This is a genomic window from Streptomyces sp. SCA2-17 (genome assembly GCF_044336695.1).
This window is the reverse complement of sequence record NZ_CP117521.1, coordinates 2,245,199-2,267,239: the sequence shown is the minus strand read 5'-3', so window position 1 is coordinate 2,267,239 and position 22,041 is coordinate 2,245,199. Positions and strand designations below refer to the sequence as shown.

Sequence of the window (22,041 nt, the reverse complement as noted above, 5' to 3'; positions counted from 1 at the left end):
GTCAACGGGACACACCGGAATGTGTCAGTCGCGCCAGGTGAGCTCCGTCACCCGGCTCTATGGACCGGATGCGAAAATGGGATGATGTCGATATGAAGGGACGCGTCCTTGTCGTCGACGACGACACCGCACTGGCCGAGATGCTCGGCATTGTGCTGCGTGGTGAGGGTTTCGAGCCGTCGTTCGTTGCGGACGGCGACAAGGCACTTGCTGCTTTTCGTGAGGTAAAGCCCGATCTTGTCCTGCTCGACCTGATGCTGCCCGGCCGGGACGGCATCGAGGTGTGCCGGCTCATCCGCGCCGAGTCCGGTGTGCCGATCGTGATGCTGACCGCGAAGAGCGACACGGTCGACGTGGTCGTCGGCCTGGAGTCGGGGGCGGACGACTACATCGTCAAGCCGTTCAAGCCGAAGGAGCTGGTGGCGCGGATCCGCGCCCGCCTGCGCCGCTCGGAGGAGCCCGCGCCGGAGCAGCTGGCGATAGGTGACCTGGTCATCGACGTGGCCGGGCACTCGGTCAAGCGCGACGGCCAGTCGATCGCGCTGACGCCGCTCGAGTTCGACCTGCTGGTCGCGCTCGCCCGCAAGCCGTGGCAGGTCTTCACCCGCGAGGTGCTCCTGGAGCAGGTGTGGGGCTACCGCCACGCGGCCGACACCCGCCTCGTCAACGTGCACGTCCAGCGGCTGCGCTCCAAGGTCGAGAAGGACCCGGAGCGGCCGGAGATCGTGGTGACCGTTCGTGGTGTGGGCTACAAGGCCGGGCCGAGCTGACATGTCGGGCAACGGTGCCGCCCCGGAGCGGGGCGTGGGGCGGCCCGTCGAGACGGCGGGCGGCATATCCCTTCTCCGGCGGCTGTGGCGGGCGGGGCGGATGCTGTCCGACGGCGCGGCCGCGGGACCGGTCCACCCCGTCCTGAGGCTGTACGTGCGCTGGGTGCGGCGACCGCTGCTGCCCGCGATGCGGCTGTGGCGGCGCAACATCCAGCTGCGCGTGGTCGCGACCACGCTGCTGATGTCGGTGGGCGTGGTGCTGCTGCTCGGCGTCGTCGTCATCGGGCAGGTCCGCAACGGCCTGCTGGAGGCCAAGCGGCACGCGTCGCTGAGCCAGGCCGAGGGCGGTTTCAAGGCGGCGCGGGACGCCGCCGACGCCGCGGGCGACACCCGCGGGCAGGACGCGCAGTCCGGCAGTCGCAGCGCCACTGATCCCGGGGCGTGGCTGACGGCCCAGGTGCAGCAGCTGTCCAGCGGCGGGCAGGGCGTCTACCACGTGGTGGCGCTCAGCTCGGGGAGCGGCGACCTCGCGTACGGCGATTCCGGCTACGGCGACGTCTCGTCCGCCGGCGCGCGCGGCCCGCGTGCCTCCGGTGACATCGACCCCGAGGCCAGCATCCCCGCGGACCTGCGGAAACAGCTGGACGTCAAGACCGGTGCGCTGTGGAAGTCCGCGTCGGTCAAGCACAACGCCTCCGACGAGGGCGAGCCCGCGCTGGTCGTAGGCAAGCGCATGTACGACCCCAACGGCAAGGCGTACCAGCTGTACTACCTCTTCCCGTACACCCAGGAGGAGAAGTCGCTGGGCCTGGTCAGGGGCACGCTCGCGACCGCCGGGGTGTTCGTGGTCGTGCTGCTCGGGGCCATCGCCTGGCTCGTGGTGCGGCAGATCGTCACGCCCGTACGGATGGCCGCCGGCATCTCCGAGCGGCTCGCGGCGGGCGTGCTGCAAGAACGTATGAAGGTCACCGGCGAGGACGACATCGCCCGTCTCGGTGAAGCCTTCAACAAGATGGCGCAGAACCTCCAGGTCAAGATCCAGCAGCTGGAGCAGCTGTCGCGGATGCAGCGGCGCTTCGTCTCGGACGTCTCGCACGAGCTGCGGACGCCGCTGACGACCGTCCGCATGGCCGCCGAGGTCATCCACGAGGCCCGCGAGGACTTCGACCCGGTCACGGCGCGCTCGGCGGAGCTGCTGTACGGGCAGGTCGACCGCTTCGAGTCGCTGCTGGCCGACCTGCTGGAGATCAGCCGTTTCGACGCGGGCGCCGCGGCCCTGGAGGCCGAGCCGGTCGACCTGCGGGACGTCGTCAACCGCGTGATCGAGGGCGCCCTGCCGCTCGCGGAACGCAAGGGCAGCCTGCTGCTGGTGCAGGGCGCCGAGCAGCCGGTGATGGCCGAGGCCGACGCGCGGCGCGTGGAGCGCGTGCTGCGCAACCTCGTGGTCAACGCCGTGGAGCACGGCGAGGGCCGGGACGTGGTCGTGCGGCTGGCGGCGGCCGGCGGCGCGGTCGCGGTCGCGGTACGGGACTACGGCGTCGGGCTCAAGCCCGGCGAGGCGACGCGGGTGTTCAACCGCTTCTGGCGTGCCGACCCGGCGCGTGCCCGCACCACCGGCGGCACGGGCCTGGGCCTGTCGATCGCCGTGGAGGACGCGCGGCTGCACGGCGGCTGGCTGCAGGCGTGGGGCGAGCCGGGCGGCGGTTCGCAGTTCCGGCTGACCCTGCCCGCCACGGCGGGCGACACGCTGCGCGGCTCGCCCATTCCGCTGGAGCCGGAGGACTCGCGGCGCAACCGCGGGCTGAACGACGCCGGAGCGCCGCCGGCCGTCGCCGGCCGGGCCGGGAGCGTGCCGCCGCAGGGCGGCGGCCTGAAGCCCGTACCGCCGCAGGCGAGGAACGTGCCCGCCGTGGACCCGGCGGCGCTGCCGGGCAGCGGTGCCCGCGTGGTGGCCCGGGCGGGCGGCCAGGGCAATGGGCAGCAGGACGGTGGCAAGCCCGCGGCCGGTGCCGCGGAGGAACGTGCGGGAGAACGCGAAGGGCGGGCGCGTGGGCGCTGAACGCAATCGCCGCTGGCGGACCGCCGGGTTCGGCGCGCTCGTCGTCAGCGGTGTGCTGCTGGCCGGGTGCGCCTCGATGCCCGACAGCGGTGAGGTGCGGCCGGTCGACTCGTCGCAGCGCGCCGACGCGGACTCGCAGGTGCGGGTCTACGGCGTGGCGCCGCACAAGGGCGAGCGCCCGCAGGAGCTGGTGACGGGCTTCCTGGAGGCCACCACCAGCGACGACCCGGACTACGGCACGGCGCGCATGTACCTGGCCAAGAGCAAGCAGCGGTCGTGGAACCCGGCCGGCGGCACGGTGGTGCTGGCCGAGCCGCCGCAGGTGCACGTGGAGCGCGCCGACGACCGCGAGCAGGACTACACCGTCACGCTGATCGGCAAGCAGGTCGCCAGGATTGACGCCAAGCACGCGTACAAGCCGGAAGAGGGCACGTACAAGGAGCGGATCCACGTCACGCGCGAGGGCGGCGAGTGGCGCATCGACGACCTGCCGTCCGGCCTGGTGCTCGGCGTCGCCGACTTCCAGCGCATCTACCGCTCCGTCAACAAGTACTACTTCGCGGAGCTGGGTTCGTCCGGGCCGGTCAAGGGGCGGGCGATCCTCGTCGCCGACCCCGTCTACCTCCGCAAGCGCATAGACCCCGTGACCTCCACGGTCAACGCGGTGCTGGACGGGCCGACCAACTGGCTGGACCCGGTGGCCGCGACGGCCTTCCCGACCGGCACCAAGGTCGTGGACCAGCACCTGTCCGTGGACGACTCCAACGCCCTGAAGATCCGCCTCAACGGGAAGGCCGCGGGCACCAACGAGGGGCAGTGCCGGCGCATGGCCGCGCAGCTCCTCTACACCGTGCAGGACCAGTCGGCGAAGGTCTCCGAGGTGGTGCTCCAGCGGGAGAACGGCTCGCAGCTGTGCTCGCTGGGGCGGGAGGAGGCGCGCAAGTACGCCCCTGACCAGGCCGCCGGCCGCGGCGCCGACCAGCAGTACTTCGTGGACGCGCAGCACCGGATGGTGAGCCTGGCCGACGGCGACGAGGAGCCGCGCCGGGTGCCGGGCCCGTTCGGGTCCGACGGTGCCTTGCAGCTGCGGTCGGTCGCCGTGGACCGCGGGGAGCGGCACGCCGCGGGCGTGGCGAACAACGGGCAGGCGCTGTACGTCACCGGCCTGGAGGCGGGTGCGTCGCTGGGTGAGCCGCGGGTGACCGCGCGCGGCGGGGTGAAGTCGGGGCTGACGGCCCCGAGTTGGGACGGGCTCGGCGATCTGTGGGTCGCCGACCAGGACCCGGACCGGCCGCGGCTGCTGCGGCTGCCGGGCGGCACGGGCACCCCGGAGGAGGTCCAGGTGCCGCGGCTCGACGGGCGCATCACCGGGCTGCGGGTCGCGGCCGACGGGGTGCGGATCGCGCTGCTGGTGACCAAGGGCGACCGGACGAGCCTGAAGCTGGGCCGGGTCGAGCGGCACGGGAGCGCGGGGCGGCTGAACCTGTCGGTGCAGGAACTGCAGTCCGTGGCGCCGCGGTTGGAGCAGGTCGACGCGGTGTCGTGGGCGGGCGGGAGCCGGCTGCTGGTCGCGGGCAACGAGCAGGGCGGGTTGCAGCAGTTGCAGTACATCGACACGGACGGCTCGCTGTCGAACGCCTCCGCGCTGCCCGGGATCACGGGCGTGCGCGGCGTCGCGGCGTCGGAGAGCACCACCAAGGCGCCGGCGCTGGTGGCGGAGCGGGACGGCGGGATCGTCCGGCTGCTGCCGGACAGCAACTGGAAGCTGGTGACCAAGGAAGGCTCGGCGCCGGTCTATCCGGGATAGCGGGAGGTCCGCCGGGGCGAGGCTCCGGGAGTGCGCCGGGGGCGTGCCGCGAGGTCTCCCCGGGAGTTTTCCACAGGGGTGGCGGGGCGCCGCGGCCGGCGGGACAGTGGATCTGTGCGCGGGTGGTGGCAGGAGATCGCCGGGCTGGTGCTGCCGGGCGAGTGCGCGGGTTGCGGGCGGCCGCGGTCCGTGCTGTGCGAAGTGTGCCGGGCGGCGCTGGGCGGGAGCGGCGCGTGGCGCGCCAGGCCGGATCCGGAGCCGGCCGGGCTGCCGCCGGTCCATGCCGCCGCCCTGTACGAGGGCCCGGTGCGCTCGGCGCTGCTCGCGCACAAGGAGCGCGGGGCCCTGGGGCTGGCGGGTCCGCTGGGGGCTGCCCTGGCGGGCGCGGTGCGCTGCGCGGCCAGTAGCCCGGGTGGTGGCGGGTGGGGCGGGGGAGGGGCCCTGGAGGCCGGTGAAAGGCCCTTGCTGCTCGTCCCCGTCCCCTCCGCCCGCCGTGCCGTCGCCGCCCGGGGCCACGACGCGGGCCGGCGGCTCGCTCTCGGCGCCGCGCGGGCCCTTCGCGCGGGCGGGCTTCCGGTTGCCGTGGCGGCCGTGCTGCGGCAGTGCAGGGTCGTCGCCGATCAGGCCGGGCTCGGCGCCCGGCAGCGCAGGGCGAATGTCGCCGGTGCACTAGGGGTACGTATGGGAGCAGAGAGGCTGTTGATGCGCGAAGGGCCGGTGGTGCTGGTAGACGACCTGATGACCACCGGGTCCTCGCTGGCCGAGGCGGCCCGTGCCGTCTCGCTCGCGGGCGGGTGCGTAGTGGGCGCCGCCGTCGTGGCCGCGTCCGGTGCCGACCCGCGCTCGGCTGAAAAGAACCGGAACTGAAGGCCAATGTCATTCGTTGCTGATGGTAACGGCAAGCAAACACCTGAATGGAGGTACGTCCCGGTAGGGGCTACCGACAGGCGTCCGAGCGAGATATGTTCGGTTGTGAGGAATGGCAGGGGCTATGCCTCGCATTTCCGAATGGCGCGCTTTGCTCGCTTTCGCGGAAGCTTGAAGTCGATGGGGTGCAGACCTTGCCGATGGGGGAGGAGGAGGTGAAAACCGCCAAGTCGGTGGCTCCGGGTATCCCCGGAGTCTGATGCAAGAGGGATGCGCTCCGCACCTTCGGCGGGGCGATCCGGGAACGGAGTTCTGCGTGGACATCGTCGTCAAAGGCCGCAAGACCGAGGTGCCCGAGCGCTTTCGCAAGCACGTGGCCGAGAAGCTGAAGCTGGACAAGATCCAGAAGCTCGACGGCAAGGTGATCAGCCTCGACGTCGAGGTGTCCAAGGAGCCCAACCCCAGGCAGGCCGACCGCTCCGACCGGGTGGAGATCACGGTGCGTTCCCGTGGCCCGGTGATCCGCGCGGAGGCCGCAGCAACCGATCCGTACGTCGCACTGGACCTGGCCACCAGCAAGCTCGAAGCACGACTGCGCAAGCAGAACGACAAGCGCCACACCCGGCGGGGTAACGGCCGCATCCCCGCGAGCGATGTCGCATCGACCGTCATCGGCGCCGCCGAGCTCACCGACAGCGGTGAACTGGCCACCGATCAGGCGGCGGACGGGGTGCCGGTCACCCGCATGGGATCCCTGGAGATCCGCGGCGAGGGCCCCTTGGTGGTCCGCGAGAAGACCCACTCCGCAGCGCCCATGACCCTCGACCAGGCGCTCTACGAAATGGAGTTGGTCGGGCACGACTTCTATCTGTTCGTCGACTCCGACACCAAGCAACCCAGTGTCGTCTACCGGCGGCACGCCTACGACTACGGCGTCATCCACCTCAATGCCGACCCGCTCTTCGAAGGAGAGCCCGGTGGTGCGGGCGGGGAGCTGGGCGGCTGAGCCGGGAGGCCCGGGCCTCCCGCGTCCATCGCCGTAGTCCACCCGAAGCCAGGTGCCCTCGGAGCGCGCCCCCCGCGCTCCCGGGGCACCGGCGTGCGACGACGGGGCGCCGTGAAGAGCAGGGAAAGCGCGTCCCGGCGTCCCGGCATGAAATCATGACCCCGGCAGCCAACCACCGGCACCGGCGAACCGGTTGGGCGGCGCAGCACGCAGCATGCAGCACGGTGCAACCGCGAGGGGCTCTGGGCCTTCAGGGGTCTTCAGGGGGAGGAACAATGGCGGACAGGTTCGGGCCCGTACTCGAGCCCGGCGAGGACGACGACGAAGGCTCCTGCACGGACAGGGGCGCGGCGCGCGAGGAGCCCATCCGGGTCCTGGTCGTGGACGACCACGCGCTCTTCCGTCGCGGCCTGGAGATCGTGCTGGCCCAGGAGGAGGACATCCAGGTCGTCGGCGAGGCCGGGGACGGCGCGGAGGCGGTGGACAAGGCCGCGGATCTGCTGCCCGACATCGTGCTGATGGACGTCCGCATGCCCAAGCGCGGCGGCATCGAGGCCTGCACCTCCATCAAGGAGGTGGCCCCCAGCGCGAAGATCATCATGCTGACGATCAGCGATGAGGAGGCCGACCTCTACGACGCCATCAAGGCGGGGGCCACCGGCTATCTCCTCAAGGAGATCTCCACCGACGAGGTCGCGACGGCGATCCGGGCGGTGGCGGACGGGCAGTCGCAGATCAGCCCCTCGATGGCTTCCAAGCTCCTCACCGAGTTCAAGTCGATGATCCAGCGCACGGACGAGCGGCGGCTGGTGCCGGCGCCCCGGCTGACCGACCGCGAGCTGGAGGTCCTCAAGCTGGTGGCCACGGGGATGAACAACCGCGACATCGCCAAGGAGTTGTTCATCTCCGAGAACACCGTCAAGAACCACGTGCGGAACATCCTGGAGAAGCTCCAGCTGCACTCCAGGATGGAGGCGGTGGTGTACGCGATGCGGGAGAAGATCCTGGAGATCAGGTAGCCGCGGCACGGGGGCCCGTGGAGCCGGGGGGGGGGCGGCTCGGGCCGGGGCGCTCGGATCAGGGTGCTCAGGCCAGGGACTTCACCAGCTCCGCCGCGAGCTTCGCGTCGTCGCAGCGCTCGATCCGTACGGCGTGGCAGCCCACCCACTCCGCCGCCTCCCGGAGCGCCTCGGCCATGGGCGCCACGGCCTTGGGCCCGTCGAGGGAGACCTGCCGGGCCACCAGCGTGCCGCCGTCGCGCGCCGGGTCCACACGGCCCAGCAGCCTGCCGCCCGTCAGCAGGGGCATCGCGAAATAGCCGTGTATGCGCTTGGACTTCGGCACGTACGCCTCCAGGCGGTGGGTGAAGCCGAAGATCCGCTCGGTGCGGGGACGGTCCCACACCAGCGAGTCGAACGGCGACAGCAGCGTCGTGCGGTGCCGGCCGCGCGGCGGTGCCGCCAGGGCCTCCGGGTCGGCCCAGGCGGGCTTCGACCAGCCCGCCACCTCGACCGGCACCAGGCCGGTCTCCTCGATGACCGCGTCCACCTGCTCGCCCTTGAGGCGGTGGTAGTCGGCGAGGTCCGCCCTGGTCGCCACGCCCATCGCGGCGCCGGCCTGCGCCACCAGGCGCCGGGTGCACGCCGCGTCGTCCAGGTCGTCGTGGAAGAGCTCGTCCGGGACGGCGCGCTCGGCCAGGTCGTACACGCGCTTCCAGCCGCGCCGCCGGGTGCAGACCACCTCACCGGTGTCCAGCAGCCACTCCACCGCGATCTTCGTCTCGGACCAGTCGTACCACTCGCCGCCGTTCTTGGCGCCGCCCAGCTCCGTGGCCGTCAGCGGGCCCTCGGCCTTCAGCCGCTCGCGGACGGCGGCGCACGAGCGCTCGGCGTCCTCCATCACGTGCCAGCGGTGGCCGCGGGCCTGGAAGGCCCGGCGCCGGAAGGCGAACAGCGGCCACTCCTCGACGGGCAGGATGCACGCGGCGTGCGACCAGTACTCGAAGGCGTGATCGCCCGACCAGTAGGCCGCCTCGACCGTGTCCCGCCCGACCGCGCCCAGCCGCGCGTACGGCACCAGCTCGTGCGAGCGGGCGAGCACCGAGATCGTGTCCAGCTGGACGGCCCCCAGCCGGCGCAGCACGCCGCGCGTGCCCGCCCGCCGGTCCGGGGCGCCGAGCAGGCCCTGCGCGCGCAGGGCCAGCCGGCGGGCGTCATCGGCCGACAGGTGGTGCTCGGGCTTGCGGGCTCCGGGCTTACGGGCCTTGGCGGAGGCGGCAGTTGTCATGCCGATCACCTTAGGCGGGGGCACTGACAACGCCCCCGGCCGCGGCCCGTCACCCCCAGGCCCCGGCCCGTCACCCCCCCGGTCCGGCCCGGCCCGTCGCCCCCCGGCGCCGGTCAGCCGCGCCCGGGGAAGGGCAGGTAGGGGGCGATGGAGGTCAGTCCCAGGTCGGAGGGGAGCAGGGAGCCGGTCCACGCGTCGCGGCGCGTGCCCGCGTGGGCGATCTTCGCCCGCAAGGTGCCCTCCATCGTGAAGCCCGCCTTCAGGGCCACGGCGCGTGAGCCCTCGTTGCCGGCCTCCGCGTACCACTCCAGGCGTTCGATGCCGAGGCGCTCGAAGGCCCACCGGGCCGCCTCGCGGGCGGCTTCGGCGGTGTATCCGCGGCCGCGCTGCTCCTTGGCGGTCCAGTAGCCGATCTCGGCCTGGCGCTCACGGGAGGGCTGCGGGAGCGGCACCACGCTCATGGAGCCGGCCAGCCGTCCCCCCTCACGAGTGAACACGCCCCACGTATAGACGGAGTCGTCGCGCCAGCCGGCCGGGCAGGTCTCGCCGATGAAGGCCCGGGCGTCCTCGGGGGCGTACGGAGAGGGCACGCTCGTGTACCGCGGGATGTCCGGATCCTGGCAGGCGGCGTGCAGCGCGGGCGCGTCGGCGGCGGTGAAGGGGCGCAGCAGCAGGCGCTCGGTGGTGAGGCTCGTGGGCTCCATGGGCGGAGTGTAAGAAGCCGTGGCGGGGCACTCCCGGGGCGGTTCGCTCGTTCCATGGACGGGTGACACCGCGGGTGACACCCGGCCCGGGTGATGACGGACCTCCCGGCGCGGCGGGGTCCTCGCTTACGATGGCCGTTGCGGCGGGGACTGTCCCGTCGTGCCCGCGTACCCGCCCCCTGCCCACGGCGGGGGAGAACCGGTGCCAGGCCCGACCGGCAAGGAGCTAGCCTACGTGTCCGTCTTCGGCAAGATCATGCGTGCAGGAGAAGGCAAGATCCTGCGCAAGCTGCACCGCATCGCGGACCAGGTCAATTCCATCGAAGAGGACTTCCTGACCCTCTCCGACGCCGAGCTGCGCGCCCTGACCGACGAGTACAAGCAGCGCTATGCCGACGGGGAGAGCCTGGACGACCTCCTTCCCGAGGCGTTCGCGACCGTCCGCGAGGCGGCCAAGCGCGTCCTCGGCCAGCGTCACTACGACGTCCAGCTCATGGGCGGTGCCGCCCTGCACCTGGGGTACGTGGCCGAGATGAAGACCGGTGAGGGCAAGACCCTCGTCGGCACCCTCCCGGCGTATCTGAACGCCCTCTCGGGCGAGGGCGTCCACCTGATCACCGTCAACGACTACCTGGCCGAGCGCGACTCCGAGATGATGGGCCGGGTCCACAAGTTCCTGGGCCTGAGCGTCGGCTGCATCCTGGCGAACATGACGCCGGCGCAGCGCCGCGAGCAGTACGGCTGCGACATCACGTACGGCACGAACAACGAGTTCGGCTTCGACTACCTGCGCGACAACATGGCCTGGTCGCAGGACGAGCTGGTCCAGCGCGGGCACAACTTCGCCGTGGTCGACGAGGTCGACTCGATCCTCGTCGACGAGGCCCGTACGCCGCTGATCATCTCGGGCCCGGCCGACCAGGCCACCAAGTGGTACGGGGACTTCGCCAAGCTGGTCACCCGCCTCACCAAGGGCGAGCCGGCCAACCCGCAGAAGGGCGTCGAGGAGACCGGCGACTACGAGGTCGACGAGAAGAAGCGCACGGTCGCCATCCACGAGGCCGGTGTCTCCAAGGTCGAGGACTGGCTGGGCATCGACAACCTCTACGAGTCGGTCAACACCCCTCTTGTGGGCTACCTCAACAACGCCATCAAGGCGAAGGAGCTCTTCAAGAAGGACAAGGACTACGTCGTCATGGACGGCGAAGTCATGATCGTCGACGAGCACACGGGCCGTATCCTCGCCGGCCGCCGCTACAACGAGGGCATGCACCAGGCCATCGAGGCGAAGGAAGGGGTGGACATCAAGGACGAGAACCAGACGCTCGCCACGATCACCCTGCAGAACTTCTTCCGCCTCTACAACAAGCTGTCCGGCATGACCGGTACGGCCATGACCGAGGCCGCCGAGTTCCACCAGATCTACAAGCTCGGGGTGGTGCCGATCCCGACCAACCGGCCGATGGTCCGCAAGGACCAGTCCGACCTCATCTACCGCACCGAGGTCGCCAAGTTCGACGCCGTGGTCAAGGACATCGCCGAGAAGCACGAGAAGGGGCAGCCGATCCTGGTCGGCACCACCTCCGTGGAGAAGTCCGAGTACCTCTCGCAGCAGCTCGCCAAGCGCGGCATCCAGCACGAGGTCCTCAACGCCAAGCACCACGAGCGCGAGGCCTCGATCGTCGCGCAGGCGGGCCGCAAGGGCGCCGTCACCGTCGCCACGAACATGGCCGGCCGCGGTACGGACATCAAGCTGGGCGGCAATCCGGACGACCTCGCCGAGGCGGAGCTGCGCCAGATGGGCCTCGACCCGGTGGAGCACGTCGAGGAGTGGGCGGCCGCGCTGCCCGGCGCTCTGGAGCGCGCCGAGGCCGCGGTGAAGGCCGAGTTCGAGGAGGTCAAGGAGCTCGGCGGCCTCTACGTGCTCGGCACGGAGCGCCACGAGTCCCGCCGCATCGACAACCAGCTCCGCGGCCGTTCCGGCCGCCAGGGCGACCCGGGCGAGTCCCGCTTCTACCTGTCGCTGGGCGATGACCTGATGCGCCTGTTCAAGGCCCAGATGGTCGAGCGCGTGATGGCCATGGCCAACGTCCCCGACGACGTGCCGATCGAGAACAAGATGGTCACCCGGGCCATCGCCTCCGCGCAGTCCCAGGTCGAGCAGCAGAACTTCGAGACGCGTAAGAACGTCCTGAAGTACGACGAGGTGCTCAACCGCCAGCGCGAGGTCATCTACGGCGAGCGCCGCCGCGTCCTGGAGGGCGAGGATCTCAAGGAGCAGATCCAGCACTTCATGGACGACACCATCGACGACTACATCCGCCAGGAGACCGTCGAGGGCTTCGCCGAGGAGTGGGACCTGGAGCGGCTGTGGAGCGCCTTCAAGCAGCTCTACCCGGTGAAGGTCACCATCGAGGAGCTGGAGGAGGCGGCGGGCGACCGCGCGGGCATCACGGCCGAGTTCATCGCCGAGTCCATCAAGGACGACATCAACGAGCAGTACGCGGCGCGCGAGGAGCAGCTGGGCTCCGACATCATGCGTGAGCTGGAGCGGCGCGTGGTCCTGTCGGTACTGGACCGCAAGTGGCGCGAGCACCTCTACGAGATGGACTACCTCCAGGAGGGCATCGGCCTGCGGGCCATGGCCCAGAAGGACCCGCTGGTGGAGTACCAGCGCGAGGGCTTCGACATGTTCCAGGCCATGATGGAGGGCATCAAGGAGGAGTCCGTCGGCTACCTGTTCAACCTGGAGGTCCAGGTCGACCAGCAGCTGGAGGAGGTGCCGGTCGAGGAGTCCGCGCCGTCCCTGGACAAGGTGCAGGACACCATCCCCGCCGCCCGGCCCGAGATCCGGGCGAAGGGCCTCGCACAGCCGCAGCGGCCGGACCGGCTGCACTTCTCCGCGCCGACGGTGGACGGTGCGGGCGGCACGATCGAGACCGACTACGCGAGCGACGAGACCGGCGAGTTCCGCTCCGCGGCGGACGGCATGACCCGTGCCGAGCGCCGCAAGGCGCAGAAGAACAGCGGTGGGCGGCGCCGTAAGAAGTGAACCCGGCTACGGGTGGTGAGGCGGGGCGGGACCTCCTGGTGATCCGGGGGGCCCGCCCCGCCTTTCGTGTGTCAGCGCCGGGCGCCGCCGAGTTCGACGGCGGAGCAGCGCCACCGCTGGTCGGTGCAGCGCTCCAGGCGGAAGGCGAGGGCGAGCAGCCGGTCTCCCGCCGTGATCCTGGCGAAGGCCTCGATGACGCCGGGGGAGGGCCGGAACTCGTCGCAGTGCCGTACGGCCGGGCTGCGGCCCGGCGGGGCGGGCAGCAGGGGCGCGTAGGGGGCCAGGGCGGCCAGCTGGTCGTACGCGGCGCCCAGGGTGTGGCCGAGCATCCAGTGGACGGGGCGCTGGCCGCTGAGGGTGAGCAGGAGCCGTTCGGCGAACCAGTAGCGCGGGAGGCGCTCGCGGTCGCGGCGGCGTGCGGCGGCGGGGGCCGCGTGGGGCGGGCGCCGGGCGTCGGTGCGGCGCGGGGGCGCGGTTCCGGCCGGCCTGGTGCTGCGGGTGGCCGGCCTGCTCCCGGCCGGCCTGCTGCCGGTGATCCTGCTTCCGGTCGCCCTGTTCATGGTGATCGCCCCCTGTGCCGCCGGGCCCGGTGGATTACCGGGCAGTAGCTTCCGTCGGTGATCTTCTATCGAGGGGGCCGGGGGCCATCAAGGACGGCGGACCGGGCCGCACGGCCCGTCGGCGGTTCACCTATTCGGGGGGCTCGCGGGGAGTACGGGGCGGCCGGGCGGCACGCGCCGTGACCCGGGGCGCCGCGGAGCCGCCCGCACGCGCCTCACCTGCACTTCGAAGGGGGACCCTCGCCCGTATGCTGATCACGCAGTCGAAAATCCCCGGAACCGAAGGAAAGCGGCGGTCATGCGCGTCTACGTCCCCTTGACCCTCCCCGGTCTCGCCGAGGCGCACAAGGCGGGAGCGCTGGGCCCGGCCCCGCTGGACGCCTTCGCCGTCACCCCGGCCCTGCGCGAGTGGTACCGCTCCGACGACGTCGAGGAGCTGGAGTACGCGGCCCTGGGCCGCGCCGCCGAGGGCTCGCTGCGCCTGCTCGCCGCCGACCCGGAGGCACCGCGCCGCCGCGTGGTCGTCGCCGTCGACGTGCCCGAGGGCGCCGTGGCCACCGACCCCGAGCGCGGGCTGGACCAGGCCGCCTACGGCGAGGTGCGGCTCTCGGCCCCCGTGCCGCTGTCGAAGGCCGCCGCCGTGCACGTCGACTCCGGCGACGCCGAGGAGGACGTCGCGGCGGCCGCCGCCGCGCTGGGTGCCGCGGACCGCGGCGACGACGACGCGCGGTTCACGGTCGACGGGGCCGAGGACCACGACCTCATGTGGTTCGGCGTGCAGGAGATCCCCAACCTGGTCTAGCGCCCGCGGCGCCCGCCGGCAGTGGGCGGAGCCGCAGGTCAGGGGCTTTGTCACAGGGGACCCGTACAGTTTTCGCATGGGGAAGCACGGGGCGCGCGGGGCGCACATCGTCTGGGACTGGAACGGCACGCTCTTCCACGACATCGACGCGGTCATGGCGGCGACGAACGCGGCCTTCGCGGAGATAGGGCTGGAGCCGATCTCCCTGGAGCGGTACCGCGAGCTGTACTGCGTCCCCATCCCGCGCTTCTACGAGCGGCTGATGGGCCGGCTGCCCACCGAGGCCGAGTGGGAGCACATGGACGGGGTCTTCCAGCGGCACTACCACGATCACCACCTGCGCTGCCGCCTCGCGGAGGGCGCCGAGTCGCTGCTGGAGCGCTGGCAGGACGGCGGCGGCACCCAGTCGATCATGTCCATGTACGGGCACGAGGACCTGCTGCCGCTCGTGCGCACCTTCGGCATCGAGCGCAGATTCGTCCGGGTCGACGGCCGCACGGGCCCCTCGGGCGGCAGCAAGGCCGAGCACATGGCGCGCCACCTCGCCGGCCTGGAGGGCATACCCGCCGGGCGCACGGTCGTCATCGGCGACGCGCTGGACGACGCGGTGGCGGCGGCTCACGTAGGGGCGCACGCCGTGCTGTACACCGGAGGTTCGCACCACCGCGCCGGGCTCGTCGGGGCCGGGGTGCCCGTCGTGGACACGCTGGTGGAGGCCGTCGCCGAGGCGGAGCGACTCGTCGGCTGATGCGCGCTGTGCAGAGTGTCAAAGTTCGGGTCCGGGTTTTGTACACAAACGGCTCATGACGTCTCCCACGGGAAGAGCGATAGCCTTACCAGGTGATCAGCGCGATATCCAGCAGGGGCGACGGCGCCCCTGTCCTGCGCCCGGAGTGCTACGGCACCCGGGGAGCCGCTGTTCGCTCGGGCGGGGCGCGTCCCATGGTGGTCACTCCCATGAAGTTGGCCACGAACGTCCCTGTCACCCCTCATTCCGGCATACCGTCGAAGACGACCGGAGACCCCGTGTCGCGGCGTGATGCCTTCACCACCTATGTCACGCAACGGCGCGCGACAGGAGCCAGAGGACATGCAGACCAAGCTGGACGAAGCCAAGGCAGAGCTGCTGGAGCGGGCGGCCCGCGTCGCTGAGAACAGCCCGGCCGGGGGGCAGCAACCGACGGGGCGGAAGAGCGAGGCGGGGCTCGACCCGGAGACGCTGACCGCGTACCTCCAGCGCTACTACCTGCACACCGCGCCGGAGGACCTGGCCGGTCGCGACCCGGTCGACGTCTACGGCGCGGCGGTCTCCCACTACCGCCTCGCCGAGACGCGCCCCCAGGGCACGGCCAACGTCAGGGTGCACACCCCGACCGTCGAGGAGAACGGCTGGCAGTGCAGCCACTCCGTGGTCGAGGTCGTCACCGACGACATGCCCTTCCTGGTCGACTCGGTGACGAACGAGCTCTCCCGCCAGGGCCGCGGCATCCACGTCGTGATCCACCCGCAGATGGTCGTGCGCCGTGACGTCACCGGCCGCCTCCTGGAGGTCCTCGGATCCAGCTGCGACGCCCACGGCAGCGGCAAGGACGCCGTGCTGCCGCACGACGCCGTCACCGAGTCCTGGATCCACGTCGAGATCGACCGCGAGACCGACCGCGGCGACCTCAAGCAGATCGCCGCCGACCTGCTGCGCGTCCTCTCCGACGTCCGCGAGGCCGTCGAGGACTGGTCCAAGATGCGCGACGCGGCCCTGCGCATCGCCGACGCCCTGCCCGAGGAGCCCGCCCCGGCGGACGTCCCCTCCTCGGAGACCACCGAGGCCCGCGAGCTGCTGCGCTGGCTCGCCGCCGACCACTTCACCTTCCTCGGCTACCGCGAGTACGAGCTGACGAAGGTCGCCACCGACGGCACCGAGGAGGACGTGCTCAGCGCCGTCCCCGGCACCGGCCTCGGCATCCTGCGCTCCGACCCCTCGCACCACGACGAGGACCACCACGGCCCGCACTCGCACCTGCCGCGCCCGGCGTCCCCGTCGTTCAACCGGCTGCCCGCCGACGCCCGGGCCAAGGCCCGCGAGCACAAGCGGCTCGTCCTGACCAAGGCCAACAGCCGCGCCACGGTCCACCGGCCCTCCTACCTCGACTACGTGGGCGTCAAGAAGTTCGACGCCGACGGCAACGTGACCGGCGAGCGCCGCTTCCTCGGCCTGTTCTCCTCCGCCGCCTACACCGAGTCCGTGCGCCGCGTCCCGGTGATCCGCCGCAAGGTCCAGAAGGTCCTCTCCGACGCCGGCTTCACGCCCGACAGCCACGACGGCCGCGACCTGCTCCAGATCCTGGAGACCTACCCGCGCGACGAGCTCTTCCAGATCGACTCCGACCAGCTGCGCTCCATCGCCACCAGCGTGCTCTACCTCCAGGAGCGCCGCCGGCTGCGGCTGTACCTGCGCCAGGAGGAGTACGGGCGCTACTACTCGGCGCTGGTCTACCTCCCGCGCGACCGCTACACCACCGGCGTGCGGCTGCGCCTGATCGACATCCTCAAGGAGGAGCTCGGCGGCAGCAGCGTCGACTTCACCGCCTGGAACACCGAGTCGGTCCTCTCCCGGCTGCACTTCGTCATCCGCGTCGCCCCGGGCGCCACCCTCCCCGACCTCACCGACGCCGACGCCGACCGCATCGAGGCCCGCCTCGTCGAGGCCGCCCGCTCCTGGGCGGACGGCTTCGCGGAGACGCTGACCGCCGAGGCCGGCGAGGAGCGCGCCGCCGAGCTGCTGCGCCGCTACGGGCAGGCCTTCCCCGAGGGCTACAAGGCCGACCACACCCCCCGCGCCGCCGTCGCGGACCTCGGCCACCTGGAGAAGCTGACCACCGCCGGCGGTGACCGCGACTTCGAGCTCAGCCTCTACGAGCCGGTCGGCGCGGCCCCCGGCGAGCGCCGCTTCAAGATCTACCGCACGGGCGAGCCGGTCTCCCTCTCCGCCGTCCTGCCGGTCCTCCAGCGCCTCGGCGTCGAGGTCGTCGACGAGCGCCCGTACGAGCTGCGCTGCTCGGACCGGACCACCGCCTGGATCTACGACTTCGGGCTGCGCATGCCCGAGCGGATCGAGGGCGACGACGCCCGCACCCGCTTCCAGGAGGCCTTCGCGGCCGTGTGGACCGGCGCCGCGGAGAACGACAACTTCAACAACCTGGTGCTGCGGGCCGGTCTCGACTGGCGGCAGGCCATGGTGCTCCGCGCCTACGCCAAGTACTTGCGGCAGGCCGCCTGGCCGTTCAGCCAGGCGTACATGGAGGACACCCTCAGCAACAACGTCCACACCACCCGCCTGCTGGTCAACCTCTTCGAGGCCCGGATGTCGCCCGCGCTCCAGCGCGCCGGCAACGAGCTCATCGACGGCCTGATGGAGGAGCTGGACGGCGCCCTGGACCAGGTCGCGAGCCTGGACGAGGACCGCATCCTGCGGGCCTTCCTCACCGTCATCAAGGCCACGCTGCGCACCAACCACTTCCAGCGCGACGCGGACGGCCTGCCCCGCCCGTACCTGTCCGTCAAGCTCGACCCGCAGGCCATCCCCGAGCTGCCGGCGCCCCGCCCGGCCTTCGAGATCTGGGTGTACTCGCCGCGCGTCGAGGGCGTGCACCTGCGCTTCGGCAAGGTCGCCCGCGGCGGCCTGCGCTGGTCCGACCGCCGCGAGGACTTCCGCACGGAGATCCTCGGCCTGGTCAAGGCCCAGATGGTGAAGAACACCGTCATCGTGCCGGTGGGCGCCAAGGGCGGCTTCGTCGGCAAGCGCCTGCCCGACCCGTCCGTGGACCGCGACGCGTGGCTGGCCGAGGGCATCGCCTCGTACAAGACCTTCATCTCCGGCCTCCTCGACATCACCGACAACATGGTCGGCGGCGAGGTCGTGCCCCCCAAGGACGTCGTCCGCCACGACGAGGACGACACCTACCTCGTCGTCGCCGCCGACAAGGGCACCGCGACGTTCTCGGACATCGCCAACGAGGTCGCCCAGTCCTACGGCTTCTGGCTCGGCGACGCCTTCGCCTCCGGCGGCTCGGCCGGTTACGACCACAAGGGCATGGGCATCACCGCCCGCGGCGCCTGGGAGTCGGTCAAGCGCCACTTCCGCGAGCTGGGCCACAACACCCAGACCGAGGACTTCACGGTCGTCGGCGTCGGCGACATGTCCGGTGACGTCTTCGGCAACGGCATGCTGCTCTCCGAGCACATCCGCCTGGTCGCCGCCTTCGACCACCGGCACATCTTCATCGACCCCACGCCGGACGCGGCCGTCTCCTACGCCGAGCGCCGCCGCCTGTTCGAGCTGCCCCGCTCGTCCTGGGCCGACTACAACAAGGATCTGCTGTCCGCGGGCGGCGGCATCCACCCGCGCAGCGCGAAGTCGATCCCGGTCAACGCGCACGTGCGGGCGGCCCTCGGCATCGAGGCGGGCGTCACCAAGATGACCCCCGCCGAGCTGATGAAGGCCATCCTGCGCGCGCCGGTCGACCTGCTGTGGAACGGCGGCATCGGCACGTACGCCAAGGCCTCCACCGAGTCCCACGCGGACGTCGGCGACAAGGCCAACGACGCCATCCGCGTCGACGGCCAGGACCTGCGCGTCAAGGTCGTCGGCGAGGGCGGCAACCTGGGCCTGACCCAGCTCGGCCGGATCGAGTTCGCCTCGAACGGCGGCCGGATCAACACCGACGCGATCGACAACAGCGCCGGCGTGGACACCTCCGACCACGAGGTGAACATCAAGATCCTGCTCAACGCGCTCGTCACCGACGGCGACATGACCGTCAAGCAGCGCAACAAGCTCCTCGCCGAGATGACCGACGAGGTCGGCGAGCTCGTCCTGCGCAACAACTACGCGCAGAACGTGGCCCTGGCCAACGCCGTGGAGCAGGCCCCCAGCCTGCTCCACGCCCACCAGCGGATCATGCGCCGGCTCGGCCGGGACGGTCACCTGGACCGGGCCCTGGAGTTCCTGCCCACCGACCGGCAGATCCGCGAGCGGCTCTCCGCGGGCCGCGGCCTGACCCAGCCGGAGCTGGCCGTCCTCCTCGCCTACATCAAGATCACCACGGCCGAGGAGCTGCTCGCCACCGGGCTGCCCGACGACCCGTACCTGGAGCGGCTGCTGCACGCCTACTTCCCGCAGCCGCTGACCACGGGCTGCCGCGAGCAGGTCGACGCGCACGCCCTGCGCCGGGAGATCATCACGACCGTCCTGGTCAACGACACCGTCAACAGCGGCGGCTCCACCTTCCTGCACCGCCTCCGGGAGGAGACCGGGGCCTCGCTGGAGGAGATCATCCGGGCGCAGACGGCCGCCCGCGCCATCTTCGAGCTGGGCTCCGTGTGGGACGCCGTCGAGGCGCTGGACAACGTGGTCCCGGCCGACGTGCAGACCCGGATCCGGCTGCACTCGCGGCGCCTGGTCGAGCGCGGCACCCGCTGGCTGCTCAACAACCGGCCGCAGCCGCTGGAGCTGGCGGGGACGATCGAGTTCTTCCACGACGGCGTCGCCAAGGTCTGGGACGAGCTGCCCAAGCTGCTCAAGGGCGCCGACATCGAGTGGTGGCAGGGCATCCACGACGAGCTGGTGGCGGCCGGGGTGCCGGACGAGCTGGCCGTGCGCGTGGCGGGCTTCTCCTCCGTCTTCCCGGCGCTGGACGTCGTCGCGGTCGCCGACCGCGCCGGCAAGGAGCCGCTGGACGTGGCCGAGGTCTACTACGACCTCGCCGACCGGCTGCACATCACCCAGCTGATGGACCGGATCATCGAGCTGCCGCGGGCCGACCGCTGGCAGTCCATGGCCCGCGCCTCCATCCGCGAGGACCTGTACGCGGCGCACGCCGCGCTCACCGCGGACATCCTCTCGGTGGGCAACGGCTCCTCGACGCCGGAGCAGCGCTTCGCCTCCTGGGAGGAGAAGAACGCGGCGATCCTCGGCCGGGCGCGCACCACGCTCGACGAGATCCGCGGGTCGGACGCCTTCGACCTGGCGAACCTGTCGGTCGCCATGCGGACGATGCGCACCCTACTGCGGACGCACAGCTGACGGGTCCGCGGTTCCGCGCGCCGGCGCGCGGAACCGCAGAAGAAATGACGCACCGCTGACGCCGGAGTGAACAAGGGACGGCCCCGGGGACAAATCCCCCGGGGTCGTCCTTTTGCCGTGCTATGAGGGACGGATGAAGGCCGTTTTCCGGTTGACGTCCGACCCCTCGGGGTCCGCGTCCCCCTCCTCAGCAGCCCTTTCCGTCTCCGCTCCCGCCCTCGCCGGGAAGCCTGCCGCCGGGAGCCCCGCCCGGCCGGGCCCACCGGCGTACGCCCGCTACCGGACCGCCCGTGCGGTGGCCCTCTACCTGGTGGTGGCGGCCGTCGGCTTCACGGTCATGCTGCTGGTCAGCCGGCACTTCGGGCGGACCCCGGAGATGGTGCTGCGCCGCTGGGACAGCGGCCACTACCTGCACATCGCGCAGCACGGCTATCCGGGGGAGATTCCCTACGGCCCGGACGGTGAGCCCAAGTTCAGCAGGCTGGCGTTCTTCCCGCTCGTGCCCGCGCTGATCCGGGCGGTGCACGTGGTGACGGCGCTGCCCATGGTGTGGGCCGGGGTGGTGGTGTCGTGGGCGGCGGCGTCCGTGGCGGCTGCGGGCGTCTTCCGGCTGGTGCGGGCGGTCGGCGGGCGGCCGGGCGCCGGGTACGCGTGCGTGGCGCTGTGGGCGTGCTCGCCGTACGCGTTCGCGCTGTGGGTGCCCTACTCGGAGGCCGTCTTCAGCGCCGCGCTGATCTGGACGCTGCTGGCGGTGCTGGAGCGCCGCTGGCTGGCGGCGGCGGCGCTGTGCGCCGTGGCGGGGGCGGTGCGGCCGTCCGCGTCGGTGCTGGTGGGCACGGTGGGGCTGGCGGCCGGGTGGGAGCTGATCCAGCAGCGGGGCGCCCGGCGTGCCTGGCGGGCCTGGGTGGCCGTGCTGACGGCCCCGCTGGGGATACTCGCGAGCTGGCTGTTCCTGGGGAGCAAGGTGGGGCGCGTCGACGGCTGGTTCGAGGCCGAGCGCGCGTGGGGACAGTCGTTCGACTTCGGCGCGGGAACGGCGCACGTGCTGAAGGACATGCTGCTGTACCGGCACGCCGGGCGGATGGCGGACCTGCGGACCGCCGCGGTGATCGCGGTGCTGGTGCTGGGCGCGGTCGGGGTGTGGGCGCTGGTCCGGGACCGGCGGGTGCCGTGGCCGCTGGTGGCGACGGTCGCGCTGGCGTGGGTGCTGATAGTGGGAACGCCGGGTTCGCCGCTGTCCAAGCCACGCTTCATGCTGCCGTTCCTGCCGGTTCTGCTGCTGTTGGCGGCGAGGCCGCTCGCGCGTGCTCCGCTAGGGGTGCGGGTGTGTCTCTACGGTGGAGGTGCGGTGGTCTCGGGGTGGTACGCGGCGGGGTTGCTCGTGTTGTTCGAGGGATCGCCGTGATCCGTGGGACCGCTGGAGTCGCCAGGGTCGCCGGAGTCGCCGGATTTTCCGGAGCCGCCGGAGCCGTCGGGGAGCAGCGCTCTGAACACCCACGCCCGGTAGGACCAGAAGCGGAAGAGCGTGGCGGCGCCGATGCCCAGGAACTTGAAGAGGTTGTTCTGGAACGGGGTGTCCCAGCCGAACGTGTACGTGGCCGCGTAGAGCACCCCGTTCTCGATCACCAGCCCGACGGCGCTGAACGCGGCGAAGAGGGCGACCTGGCGGCTGCGCCGGCTCCTGTCGCGGTCCCGGTAGGCGAAGTGACGCAGCCCCAGGTAGTTGAAGGCGATGGCGACCACCGTGGCGATCACGCTGCAGCGCACGACCGGCAGCCCGGTGACCGTGCGGCAGAGGTTGAAGACCGCGAGGTTGACGACGATGCCGAGGCCGCCCACGGTGCCGAACTTGGCGAATTCCCGGCCGAGGGCCGCGAGCCCCGGTGCTGCTGCTGGTCGCAAGGAACGCAGGGGTCGCAAGGGCCTCTCCCATTACGGTCGTCCCGGTATGGCCGCCACGCAAAGCAGACATTTGTCGTAGAGAACCGATTGTAGTGTAAATTGCCGCAAAAACTGACACAGTGCGATGACGACGGCGAGGACAGTGGC

Annotated in this window: 15 protein-coding genes; 11 read left to right on the top strand and 4 right to left on the bottom strand. The window is 71.7% G+C overall.

Annotation, left to right across the window (positions count from 1 at the left end):
* Window positions 1-92: 92 nt before the first annotated feature.
* From mtrA to PS271_RS10060, 6 genes are all read left to right on the top strand, one after another.
* On the top strand, window positions 93-770 hold the full coding sequence (gene mtrA, locus PS271_RS10085; RefSeq protein ID WP_055539974.1) for a two-component system response regulator MtrA: 678 nt from the start codon (window positions 93-95) through the stop codon (window positions 768-770).
* Window position 771: 1 nt separating this feature from the next.
* Window positions 772-2,829 carry an MtrAB system histidine kinase MtrB gene (gene mtrB / locus PS271_RS10080; RefSeq protein ID WP_398381621.1) on the top strand — a complete coding sequence of 686 codons (2,058 nt, stop codon included), beginning with the start codon at window positions 772-774 and terminating at the stop codon, window positions 2,827-2,829.
* Complete coding sequence (locus PS271_RS10075; protein ID WP_398381620.1) at window positions 2,819-4,636, top strand: LpqB family beta-propeller domain-containing protein; 1,818 nt, start codon at window positions 2,819-2,821, stop codon at window positions 4,634-4,636. The genes mtrB and PS271_RS10075 overlap by 11 nt, the downstream gene beginning before the upstream one ends.
* Before the next feature lie 114 nt (window positions 4,637-4,750).
* Window positions 4,751-5,503, top strand: coding sequence for a ComF family protein (locus tag PS271_RS10070; RefSeq protein ID WP_398381619.1), 753 nt, complete (start codon window positions 4,751-4,753; stop codon window positions 5,501-5,503).
* A 316-nt stretch (window positions 5,504-5,819) separates the two neighbouring features.
* Window positions 5,820-6,509 carry a ribosome hibernation-promoting factor, HPF/YfiA family gene (gene hpf, locus PS271_RS10065; RefSeq protein ID WP_391476051.1) on the top strand — a complete coding sequence of 230 codons (690 nt, stop codon included), beginning with the start codon at window positions 5,820-5,822 and terminating at the stop codon, window positions 6,507-6,509.
* A gap of 275 nt (window positions 6,510-6,784) precedes the next feature.
* Window positions 6,785-7,528: a response regulator gene (locus tag PS271_RS10060; RefSeq protein ID WP_106677980.1), complete on the top strand. Its 744-nt coding sequence runs from the start codon at window positions 6,785-6,787 to the stop codon at window positions 7,526-7,528.
* A 67-nt stretch (window positions 7,529-7,595) separates the two neighbouring features.
* Here the strand turns inward: PS271_RS10060 and PS271_RS10055 are convergent, their stop codons facing one another.
* Complete coding sequence (locus PS271_RS10055) at window positions 7,596-8,795, bottom strand: winged helix-turn-helix domain-containing protein (protein ID WP_398381618.1); 1,200 nt, start codon at window positions 8,793-8,795, stop codon at window positions 7,596-7,598.
* 113 nt (window positions 8,796-8,908) lie between these two features.
* Window positions 8,909-9,499 carry a GNAT family N-acetyltransferase gene (locus PS271_RS10050; protein ID WP_398381617.1) on the bottom strand — a complete coding sequence of 197 codons (591 nt, stop codon included), beginning with the start codon at window positions 9,497-9,499 and terminating at the stop codon, window positions 8,909-8,911.
* 235 nt (window positions 9,500-9,734) lie between these two features.
* Here PS271_RS10050 and secA point away from each other — a divergent pair, with 235 nt between their 5' ends.
* Window positions 9,735-12,551 (top strand): preprotein translocase subunit SecA, encoded by a 2,817-nt coding sequence (gene secA, locus PS271_RS10045; RefSeq protein WP_398381616.1) that lies wholly within the window; start codon window positions 9,735-9,737, stop codon window positions 12,549-12,551.
* A gap of 71 nt (window positions 12,552-12,622) precedes the next feature.
* Here the strand turns inward: secA and PS271_RS10040 are convergent, their stop codons facing one another.
* The gene (locus PS271_RS10040) at window positions 12,623-13,111 is read right to left on the bottom strand and encodes an Rv3235 family protein (protein ID WP_398381615.1); all 489 of its coding nucleotides are present in this window, start codon (window positions 13,109-13,111) and stop codon (window positions 12,623-12,625) included.
* Window positions 13,112-13,409: 298 nt separating this feature from the next.
* On the opposite strand from PS271_RS10040, the gene PS271_RS10035 reads away from it, so the two are divergent.
* From PS271_RS10035 to PS271_RS10020, 4 genes are all read left to right on the top strand, one after another.
* The gene (locus PS271_RS10035) at window positions 13,410-13,913 is read left to right on the top strand and encodes a DUF6912 family protein (protein ID WP_398381614.1); all 504 of its coding nucleotides are present in this window, start codon (window positions 13,410-13,412) and stop codon (window positions 13,911-13,913) included.
* A 76-nt stretch (window positions 13,914-13,989) separates the two neighbouring features.
* Complete coding sequence (locus tag PS271_RS10030; protein ID WP_398381613.1) at window positions 13,990-14,661, top strand: HAD family hydrolase; 672 nt, start codon at window positions 13,990-13,992, stop codon at window positions 14,659-14,661.
* Window positions 14,662-15,003: 342 nt separating this feature from the next.
* On the top strand, window positions 15,004-19,992 hold the full coding sequence (locus PS271_RS10025; RefSeq protein WP_398381612.1) for an NAD-glutamate dehydrogenase: 4,989 nt from the start codon (window positions 15,004-15,006) through the stop codon (window positions 19,990-19,992).
* A gap of 133 nt (window positions 19,993-20,125) precedes the next feature.
* Window positions 20,126-21,397 carry a hypothetical protein gene (locus PS271_RS10020; RefSeq protein WP_398381611.1) on the top strand — a complete coding sequence of 424 codons (1,272 nt, stop codon included), beginning with the start codon at window positions 20,126-20,128 and terminating at the stop codon, window positions 21,395-21,397.
* On the opposite strand, the gene PS271_RS10015 is transcribed toward PS271_RS10020, so the two are convergent.
* Window positions 21,325-21,912 (bottom strand): GtrA family protein, encoded by a 588-nt coding sequence (locus tag PS271_RS10015; protein WP_398381610.1) that lies wholly within the window; start codon window positions 21,910-21,912, stop codon window positions 21,325-21,327. The two genes, PS271_RS10020 and PS271_RS10015, sit on opposite strands and share 73 nt — an antisense overlap.
* Window positions 21,913-22,041: the final 129 nt, after the last annotated feature.